Origin of the sequence: Streptomyces sp. adm13(2018), assembly GCF_008042145.1 — a bacterium.
Taxonomy (GTDB): Bacteria; Actinomycetota; Actinomycetes; order Streptomycetales; family Streptomycetaceae; genus Streptomyces.
The window spans coordinates 7,356-16,623 of the sequence record NZ_RDBH01000055.1; the positions used below are offsets into that span (position 1 = coordinate 7,356).

At 74.2% G+C, this 9,268-nt stretch carries 6 protein-coding genes and 3 pseudogenes; 1 reads left to right on the top strand and 8 read right to left on the bottom strand.

Going from position 1 to position 9,268, the window contains the following annotated elements; all coding sequences use genetic code 11:
* The 5 genes and pseudogenes from EAO70_RS37595 to EAO70_RS04465 all read right to left on the bottom strand — a co-directional run.
* Positions 1-246 (bottom strand): annotated as a pseudogene (locus tag EAO70_RS37595) (hypothetical protein); the annotation flags it as partial.
* Positions 247-487: 241 nt separating this feature from the next.
* Positions 488-646, bottom strand: a complete 159-nt coding sequence (locus EAO70_RS37600; protein ID WP_179851652.1) for a DUF6760 family protein — start codon at positions 644-646, stop codon at positions 488-490.
* Complete coding sequence (locus EAO70_RS04455) at positions 643-1,146, bottom strand: zinc-ribbon domain-containing protein (RefSeq protein WP_148001705.1); 504 nt, start codon at positions 1,144-1,146, stop codon at positions 643-645. Before EAO70_RS04455 ends, EAO70_RS37600 begins: the two co-directional genes overlap by 4 nt.
* On the bottom strand, positions 1,143-1,583 hold the full coding sequence (locus EAO70_RS04460) for a phage tail protein (protein WP_121833625.1): 441 nt from the start codon (positions 1,581-1,583) through the stop codon (positions 1,143-1,145). The genes EAO70_RS04455 and EAO70_RS04460 overlap by 4 nt, the downstream gene beginning before the upstream one ends.
* A gap of 46 nt (positions 1,584-1,629) precedes the next feature.
* Positions 1,630-3,189 (bottom strand): phage tail sheath family protein, encoded by a 1,560-nt coding sequence (locus EAO70_RS04465; RefSeq protein WP_148001706.1) that lies wholly within the window; start codon positions 3,187-3,189, stop codon positions 1,630-1,632.
* Positions 3,190-3,439: 250 nt separating this feature from the next.
* Between EAO70_RS04465 and EAO70_RS04470 the strand changes: the two genes are divergently transcribed.
* Positions 3,440-5,587, top strand: a complete 2,148-nt coding sequence (locus EAO70_RS04470) for a DUF4157 domain-containing protein (RefSeq protein WP_410091037.1) — start codon at positions 3,440-3,442, stop codon at positions 5,585-5,587.
* Between the two features lie 70 nt (positions 5,588-5,657).
* On the opposite strand, the gene EAO70_RS04475 is transcribed toward EAO70_RS04470, so the two are convergent.
* The 3 genes and pseudogenes from EAO70_RS04475 to EAO70_RS04490 form a co-directional block, all read right to left on the bottom strand.
* Positions 5,658-7,694 (bottom strand): ATP-binding protein, encoded by a 2,037-nt coding sequence (locus tag EAO70_RS04475; protein WP_148001707.1) that lies wholly within the window; start codon positions 7,692-7,694, stop codon positions 5,658-5,660.
* A gap of 223 nt (positions 7,695-7,917) precedes the next feature.
* A pseudogene (locus EAO70_RS04485) lies at positions 7,918-8,601 on the bottom strand (DUF4255 domain-containing protein); the annotation flags it as partial.
* Positions 8,598-9,268 (bottom strand): annotated as a pseudogene (locus EAO70_RS04490) (DUF11 domain-containing protein); the annotation flags it as partial. The pseudogenes EAO70_RS04490 and EAO70_RS04485, both read right to left, overlap by 4 nt.

The following is a 9,268-nucleotide window of genomic DNA, read 5'->3' on the forward strand; positions in this document are numbered from 1 at the left end:
CAGCAGCAGCGGCCCCCCGCCGGAGTCGGTGGTGCGGGGCGTGGCCGGGCGGGTCGCCCCGTGCACCAGACCGGTCGGGGCCGTGGGCAGCAGGGCGTGGCCCATGCCGCTGTCGAAGGACGGGTTCTGCCAGGCGGCGAGGCCGGAGCGGAAGGCGAGACCGTCGCTCACGCCCAGGGGCGCGCGGGAGAGGGTCAGGAGCGGCGGGGCGGCACGCCGCCAGCCGCCGTCCCAGTCACCGGGCACGGCGGAAGGATCCGGGACGCCGCCGGACGCGCCGGAGACCCCGGGCACGCCGGACCCCCCGGACGGCCCCGAGCCGGCGGCACCACGGGACGCACCCGGACCGCCGGAACCACCGGACGCACCCGGACCCGTGGCACCCCCGGACGGGCCGGGCCCGCCGGAGCCGCCCGACGTACCCGGCCCGGCGCCCGTGCGGCCGGCCGCACCGCCGCGGCGCAGCCTGTCCCGCCATGCCATGTGCTCAGCCGCCTTCGTTCATGCGGGTGTTGATGCGGGCGATCTCGCCCACCCACTGCTGTCGTTCGCCGTGGGTGAGGTCGAGGATCTCCTCGCGCTGCCAGTGGAAGTGGTAGGCGATGTACGCGATCTCCTCCCGGAGGCGGGGAAGGGCGTACGTCACGATTCCCCCAGGCGCCCACCGGAGAGGTCGACCTCGAAGCCGCCCTCGCAGTGCGGGCAGGTGACCGCCGCGCGGGTGTGGCCCTCACTGTTGACGCGGCGGTAGAAGTCCTGGAGGAACGCCACGTCGGTGGCGTACATCCGCTCGACGATGCCGGCGTGCACGTCGGTGATGTTGCCGAGCCGGGTGATCACCTGGCTCAGCAGGACCACGCTCAGATAGGCCGGGTTCTCCTTGACCCGCAGGTCGATCTGGGGCCGCAGCTCGTCGCGGGCGGTGGCCAGGCGCATGGCGCCGTGCCGGTGCACCGTGCCCGCCTCGTCCACGTATCCGCGCGGGAGTTCGAACTCGAACTCCGTGCGCAGTCCGTCGCCCTCGTGGCGCGGAGGGGGCTGCGGGGCGGCGGCCGGGGGCGCGGCCTGCTGCTCCGGCGCCCGGTCGGGCTCCGTCAGCTGGAGGATCTCCTCCAGGTTGCCCGCCGTCACGGTGCGGCGCCTCATTCGACGACGATCTCCTCGAACACGATCGTGACGGACTCGGTGGCCGGGGAGGACTCGCCCGCCTTCAGCGAGGGGCCCTCCCACTTGGAGGCCCAGCCCTGCATGAGCTGGATGCGGCGCACCGTGTTGCCCTCGGTGTCCTTGATCTCGATGGTCAGGTTCTGCCGAGCGGAGTTGACGGCCCCGTTGTTCAGGGTCTCCTTGATCCACTTGGTGAACTCGCTGCTCTGGTCGAGTCCGCGGGTGATCGTGATCTCGCCGGCCTGCCGGGCACCCGGCTGCTTGCGGATGATCTGCTTGCCCTCGGCGGTGACCTGCTTGACCTCTACGACGTCCTCTTCGACGGTGAAGCCGCTGATCTCCTGGATGGACTCCACGAGGTATCCGCCGAGCTGCACGCCGAAGACGTGGGTGGAGAGTGCATCGCCCGTTGCCATGTCTGTCTGTCAACCTTTCCTTGCGTGTGCGACCGGGACCCGCGGGTCACTCGTCGATGAGGCTGGTGGTGTCGGAGAACTGGGCCAGTCGGAAGACCACGAACTCGGCCGGCTTGACCGGCGAGACGCCGATCTCACAGACCACGCGGCCCTGGTCGATGGACTCCTGCGGGTTGTTCGTGCGGTCGCACTTCACGTAGAACGCCTCGTCGGCGGTGCGGCCGAACAGCGCGCCCCGGCGCCACTCCTCCATGAGGAAGGCGGTGACGTTGCGCCGGATGCTGGACCACAGGCGGTCGTCGTTGGGCTCGAAGACGACCCACTGCGTGCCCAGGAGGATCGACTCCTCCAGGTAGTTGAAGAGGCGGCGCACGTTCAGGTAGCGCCAGGCCGGGTCGGAGGAGAGCGTGCGGGCGCCCCAGATCCGGATGCCCCGGCCGGGGAAGGCCCGGACGCAGTTGACGCCGATCGGGTTCAGCAGGTCCTGCTCGCCCTTGCTGAGGCGGATGTCCAGGTCGACCGCGCCGCGGATCACCTCGTTGGCGGGGGCCTTGTGCACGCCGCGCTCGGCGTCGCTGCGCGCCCACACGCCGGCGATGTGACCGCTCGGCGGGACGGTGGTGTTCCGCCCGAGGGCCGGGTCGAAGACCCGCACCCAGGGGTAGTAGAGGGTGGCGTACCGCGAGTCGTAACCGGCCTCGTCCATGCGCCAGTTGCGCACCTGCTGGGCGTTGAGGTCGGGCGGGGTGTCGAGGACGGCCACACGGTCGCCCATCTGCTCGCAGTGCGAGATGACGGCGAGCTGGACGGTGCGGACGCCCTCGGCGTCGATGTCGCCGCGCTGGTAGGCGCCCATCAGGTCGGGGACCGCGACCATGGTGATCTCGTCGATGGTCTCCAGGCCGCCGAAGCCGGTGCGGGCCGCCGCGTCGCCGACGTACTCGGCGGGGTCGATGCGGGCCACGTCGGCGGCGGCCGGGGCGGCGGCGACGCCGGGCGCGTCGGGGATCGCCAGGGTCTGGGTGCCGGGCCGGGTCTGGGGGGCGCCGCGCTGCTCGGTGACCTCGATCAGCTCGGAGGCGCGGGCCTGGGTGACCAGGTAGCCCTTGACGTTCTTGCGGGCGGAGGCGTCGTAGGTCTCGCCGACCTGGTCGCCACGGCGGACCAGCAGCCGGAAACGGTCCTCCGGCGGGTTCTCGCCCTCGGGGTCGGCGACCTCGACAGAGACGCCGGTCACGCCCGGCTTGGCCGCGATCAGGAAGCCGCCGAGCTCCACCGGGCGTGCGGCCACGGCCTCGCGGTCGGGCCGGCCGGTGGTGGTGGAGCGGGCGCCGGACTCGGCCGAGCCGCCGATGCGCACGACGTAGGCCGCGCCGCCGCCGTTGGAGAAGTACCCGTAGAGCGCGTGGGCGAGGTAGGTGCCCTCGGTGAAGCCACCGAACTCCTGGGTGTACTGGTCCCAGCCGGTGACCAGGGTCGGTGTGTGGAACGGCCCCTTCTCGGCGAAGCCCACGAAAGCGGCGACGGCCGTGCCGACCCCTTCGATCGGCCTGGCACCGGACTGCACCTCCTCCACGTACACGCCCGGGGTGAGGTACGTCGGCATTCTCGCTCCTTCACGTTCTTGCGGCCATGCGATGACCTGTGTCCAGGTCGAGTCTGTTCGGTCCGCGACCGGACCGGCAGGGACCGGGGGACCTGCCCGGGGGCAGCGCTTCTGCCTCAACGGGCGGTCCGCGTTGACCGCCCGGACATCACCGGGGACTGCCCGCACGCTGCCCGTTCGTCCCTGGACGCGCCCCCGGGCGGGCGGTGTGCTGGAGAGTCGTACGACGGGCGCCGACGAGGAGACAGCTGTGCAGACTTCCAGGCCGCGCAGGGATCGGGTCGAGGAGCGCCGGCCGGCGCGCGACCGGTCCGTGCCCCGGCGGGAGAGCCCGGGCACCGGCGCCGCGGTCCCGCCCCCGCTCACGGCCGACGCGCTGCGGGCGGCCCAGGGCAGCGCGGGCAACGCCGCGGTGAGCGGCATGATCGCCCGCCGGGCGAGCGCCGGGCCCGCCCCGGCGCAGCAGGACACCGGGGTGCGGGACGTACTGGGCTCGGCGGGCCGGCCGCTGGCCGGTCCGATGCGCTCGGAGATGGAGTCCCGCTTCGGCACGGACTTCTCCGGCGTGCGGCTGCACACCGGAGCCGCGGCGGCCCGCTCGGCGCGGGCCATCGGGGCGCGCGCGTACACCTCGGGCAGTCATGTCGTCCTCGGAGAGGGCGGCCGGGACAAACACACCCTGGCCCATGAGCTGACCCATGTCGTGCAGCAGCGCCAGGGCCCGGTGTCCGGCACCGACCGGGGGGACGGGCTGCGGATCAGCGACCCGGGTGACCGCTTCGAGCGGGAGGCGGAGAGCAACGCCCGGCGGGTGCTCTCCGGGCCGGTGCCGGTGGCCCGTGCCGTCGAGGGCCACGGCTCCGGGCACCACGCGGGCGACGGGCACGACCACGGACACCACGGGCCCGGCACGGCGCAGCGCGCGGCCGACCCGGACGCCGTACAGCGTCTGGTGGGCTTCGAGGTGGAGCTGAGCGTGCCGAGCTTCGCCCAGCACGACACGACGGGTCTGAACACGGTCGGCGGCCGGGCGCCCTCGGCGGACCTCGGCGCCTTCTTCCACGGCGGTTTCGGCTACGCGGCCACCGTGATGAGCGAGCCCAACCTGACGATCCTCACCGACCACAACTCGCTCGCCCGCAAGGCCGCGCAGATGTACGCGGTGCTCTGCGGGCTGGCGGGCGACGGCGGGCAGCCGGTGGCGACCGGGCGGCCCGTCTCCTCGCTGAGCAACCTGGAGTACGTCACCGCGCCGTTCGACGAGATGGCGCCCGGCTCCGACGTCGCGATCGGGCAGGTCGCCGACCGGATCGACGCGCATGTGAACGAGATCTTCGGGAACGACCCGAAGCACCGCGCCTCCCGTGTGCCGGGTTCGCCCGTCGCCGGGACCGGCACCCCGTTGGCGGCCCTGCGTGAGTGGCTTGGCCCGGAGCTGTTCGCCGGGGCCGAGGTGCAGCAGGCGATCGCGGACTTCCAGAACGACGTGAAGCGCGAGATGTACATCCAGGCCACCATCGGCGTGCTGCCCTCCGGACTGCCGTCGCTGTACAACTTCCAGACCCAGGTCAGCCACGATTCGCGGCGGGCCGCCGGCAAGGAGCACATCGCGGACGGCTGGCGCGACGCCGCCGCCGCCATCAACCGCGCGGTGCCGCAGCTACGTTCCGACGTCGTGCCGCACCTGCTGCCCGGACTGGAGAGCGGCGACCAGCAGGCCCTGACCGGCACCCTGGCCCTCGGGCTGTCGTACGCGATCGGCTCGGCCATGATCGAGGCGGGGGTGCGCGGGCCCACGGCCTCCACGAAGAACGCGGTGCCGTTCCTGCTCAAGCTGGCGAACCTGGGCGGTATCCGCAGGGCCGCGACCACCGACACGCTGCGCGAGAGGGTCGTCGGGCAGGACGTCCTCCAGCAGCTCGCGTCCTGGCTGCACAGCCAGGTCCCGGAGACCGGTGTCGGCCACTGGCAGGGGCTGCTGGCGAGGTACCCGGCCAACCGGGCGAACCCGGCCGGGCCGGCGTACGGCCACGGTGCCACCGGGGTCGTCAACACCGCGCAGATGCTCGACAGCCTCCTCAACGGCACCGAGAACTTTCCCGTGATCGCCCCCGGCAAGGCGCTGCCGAAGGCCGACGAGCCCAACGCCGCCATCGTGCCGCACATCGGCGGCCAGAAGGGCGCCCCGGTCGAGATGCGCTGGCTGACCACGCGGGCCACCGAGGCCGGCCAGCTCAGGTCCATGTTCAAGACGATCACCGACGAGGCGCGCAAGGCCAACCTGGCGACGGTCCCGTCGGCGGAGAGCGCACGGATCTGGGAGGCGGCCACCGACCCCAACGCGGCAGCCGCCGCGGGCGGACAGGGCGTGCACCAGGCCGAGATGATGGAGATGTGACGCGCCGAGGGGGCCCGGTCCACGGGCCGGGCCCCCTCGGATGCGGGACCCCTCGGGTCGGATCCCGCCCTCAGGCTCCCGTGGCCTCGGCCAGGTACGGCCCGAACTCGCCCTCCAGGACGAGCCGTCCGAGCTTGCGGTACTCCTGGGCGACCGCGGTGACCACCTGCCCCATGGTGAGCGCGCCGCCGGACTCGGCGGCGAGGTAGGCCGCGGTGACCGCGCAGGCCCGGATCGAGCCGCCGGCCAGTTCGAAGCGGTCGGCGCAGAAGGCGAGGTCCAGGTCCTCGTCCCGGGGCAGCCGGGTGCCCAGGCACCGCTCCCACAGCGCGAGGCGGTGTTCCGCGTCCGGCACGGGGAAGTCCGCCACGACGTCCAGGCGGCGGGTGAACGCCTCGTCGAGGTTGGCCCGCAGGTTGGTGGTCAGCACCGCGATCCCGTCGAAGGACTCCATGCGCTGGAGCAGGTACGCCGACTCGATGTTGGCGTGCCGGTCGTGCGCGTCCTTGACCTCGGAGCGTTTGCCGAAGATGGCGTCGGCCTCGTCGAAGAGCAGGACGGCGTTGACCGCCGACGCGCCGGTGAAGATCCGCTCCAGGTTCTTCTCGGTCTCCCCGATGTACTTGTCGACGACCGTGGACAGGTCCACCACGTAGAGGTCCATGCCGAGGTCGGCGGCGACGACCTCGGCGGACATGGTCTTGCCGGTGCCGGACCCGCCGGCGAACAGGGCGACGACCCCGCGCCCCCGGCCGCCGCCGGGCCGCATCCCCCACTGTCCGAGCACCTGCTCGCGGTGGCGTGCGCGCAGCGCGAGTTCCCGCAGCCGGCGGTGGGTGGTCGGCGGCAGCACCAGGTCGTCCCAGCCGACGGCAGGCTCCACCCGGCGGGCGAGCCGGTCGAGTCCCGCGCCGTTCTGTGCCCGTACGGCGGTCCGCAGGTCGTCGGGCGCCACCGGGCGGCCGTCCAGGGCGGCGGTCCGCACGGCCGCGTCGGCGGCCCGGCGCAGTTGCCCGGAGTCCAGGCGGTGCGCGGCGACGGCACGGGCCATCGCCTCGATGTCGCCGGTCGCCGCGCCCCCGTCGCCGGTGGCCCGGTCGAGGGCGTGGCGCCAGCGGGCGGCCTGGCGCTCCGGAGAGGGCGGCCCGACGTCGAGGACGACGGGGGTGTCGGCCGACCAGACCGGATCCCAGCCGATCGTGCCGTGGGTGAGGAGCGGGAGACCGCGCAGTGCGGCGCACAGCGCGATGAGGGCCCGCTCCCGTTCGACGGGTTCGCCGGGCAGCGCGGTCAGCGGACCGAGGACGACACCGGAGCCGGTCAGCCGGGCCTCCCGGGCGAGCACCCGGGCGAGCGCGGGCACGTCGGCGGGGCGCCGGGCGAGCGCCGCCGCGTCCAGGACGAGGGTGCCGAGCCCGGCCCCGGCGAGCGCGGCGGCGGCCAGTCCCTCGGCATCGCCGCCCCGGCCGCGCAGATGGACGAGTCCGACGCCGGTGGTGGCGGCCGYGGCGGCGCGGCGGACGTCCGCCTCCTCGGCGGTCGGGTCGGCGCGGACCTCGTCGAGCACGCCGGTGAGGCGGGCGTCGGGCCGGCCGTCGCCGAGGAGGTGGGCGGTGACCCGGTCGGGTACGACCAGGACGCGGGACAGCGGCGGCCGTTCCGGTTCGGTGACCTCGAGGAGGCCGTGGTCGACCAGCGGCGCGCCGGGGGCCAGCCGGAACCGGGCGGGCGAGGCGCCGTCGAGTCCGCACAGCTCCAGCGCGAGACCGACGGTGGGCCGACGGCGCGTCAGGTCGTCGTTGAGATAGCCGTAGAGCCGCTCGAACCGGGCGTCGAGGTCCGGGGCGGTGGCGACGAGGAGCAGGTCCAGGTCGAGCGGGGTCAGACCGAAGCGCTCCGCGAGGACGTCGAGGAGGGATCCGGCGGGCGGCCGCCAGGGCTCCGCCCGTGGCAGGCCGAGGCCGCCCGGTGTGTCCAGGATCCGTGCGGCGGCGTCGGGTGCGAGGTACTGGCCCCGGTAGGGGTCGTCGGGGTCGGGGTCGACGGCACGACGGGCCGCCACGGCCTCCCGCACGCGCGCCTCGACGGCGGCGAGCCGGGTCCACAGGGCGTCCGGGGGGCCGGTCCGTGCCGTCGACCCCGACCCCGACGACCCCTACCGGGGCCAGTACCTCGCACCCGACGCCGCCGCACGGATCCTGGACACACCGGGCGGCCTCGGCCTGCCACGGGCGGAGCCCTGGCGGCCGCCCGCCGGATCCCTCCTCGACGTCCTCGCGGAGCGCTTCGGTCTGACCCCGCTCGACCTGGACCTGCTCCTCGTCGCCACCGCCCCGGACCTCGACGCCCGGTTCGAGCGGCTCTACGGCGACGCCCGGTTCGAGCGGCTCTACGGCGGTGTACCGCAGCCTGCGGCCCGGATCCCCCTCCTCGGCGGCGCCGTCGCGGGCGGCGGCCGAGCGGACGACGAGTCCTTCGGTGACGGGGGGTGCGGCGGCCTTGGCCACCCCGGCGAGCGGGGCCCACACCCGTACCCCGAGGGACGCCTTCATCTCCCCGCCGAGTGCCGACCACACGTCGGCGGCCGCCGGCGCGTCCATGACCGGCCCCGCGGCCTCCAGGCCGACGGTCAGGCCGAGTTCGGCGAGCGAGCCGGTGAGCAGGGGCGCGGGGAGCGCGTCCTGCGCCACGAGGGCGGCGAGCACCTGGGACAGCAGCCGGTGCTCGTCCTGCGGGCGGTTGGCCCACGCGGTCACCAGGTAGGTGAGCTGGAACCAGCGCGGCGGTGAGCGGCGCGCGACGAGGTGGCCGTCCTCGTCGTAGACCTCGCCCGTCCCGGAGCCGCGCCGCAGGGCGTCTTCGCGGATGTCGTACAGGAACACGCAGACCGTGGGGGCGCTGCGGCGCGCCGCCCAGTCGCGGGTGGGGGCGTCGAAGGTGACCTCGATGCCCGAGGCCTCCAGGCCGCTGCCGTTCAGCAGCCGCCTGAGGCCCTCGTCGACCTCGTGGATCACCGGCGGGTCACCCCGTCCGGCGGCTGGACGGTTCCGCTGACGACCAGGAAGTCGGTCTTCACGGGGGAGAATCCGGGGCCCGAGGCGGTGATGGTGCGCGGCCCCGTCTGGTCCTTGGCGAGGATGAGCAGCTGTCCGATGAACGTGCCGTCGGCCTTCGGGAAGGTCGGCGAGGCGGCGGCGGTGATCCCCGGGTTCCAGCTGAAGCGCACCGGGGCGCCGGGCGGGAAGTCCACGCCGCGCACGGAGGTGACGAATCCGGGCTTGCCGATGTCGGGCACGGCGACGATGCGCGGCTGGAGGACGCGCAGGCGCTTCCGGGCGGTGTTGTCGCTCCGGTCGGCGTCCGTGCCGGTGGTGGTGAGGACGGCGGTGACGCGGGCGGTCATCGCCTTCTTCGGGCTGAGGACGACCCGCAGGACGGCGGTCGTGTTCGGGGTGAGGTCGGGCAGCGCGCAGGCGCCGTTCGGGTCGCAGCCCGCCGGGAGTCCGCCGTGGGGCACTCCGGCGGGCAGTCCGATCCTGAGCCGGAGTCCGGTGGCCAGCGCGTTGCGGCCGTTGCGGACGCTGTACGTGACGACGACGCGTCCGCCGACGTAGCCCGGTTCGGGCTGGACGGTGATTCGCACCCCGGGTCCGGCCTTCGGCGCGGGGGGCTGCGGGGGCG

Bases quoted from the DNA above. Each gene is read 5' to 3' on its own strand.
- EAO70_RS04455 (WP_148001705.1), bottom strand. From the start codon at position 1,146: ATGAGGCGCCGCACCGTGACGGCGGGCAACCTGGAGGAGATCCTCCAG.
- EAO70_RS04460 (WP_121833625.1), bottom strand. From the start codon at position 1,583: ATGGCAACGGGCGATGCACTCTCCACCCACGTCTTCGGCGTGCAGCTC.
- EAO70_RS04465 (WP_148001706.1), bottom strand. From the start codon at position 3,189: ATGCCGACGTACCTCACCCCGGGCGTGTACGTGGAGGAGGTGCAGTCC.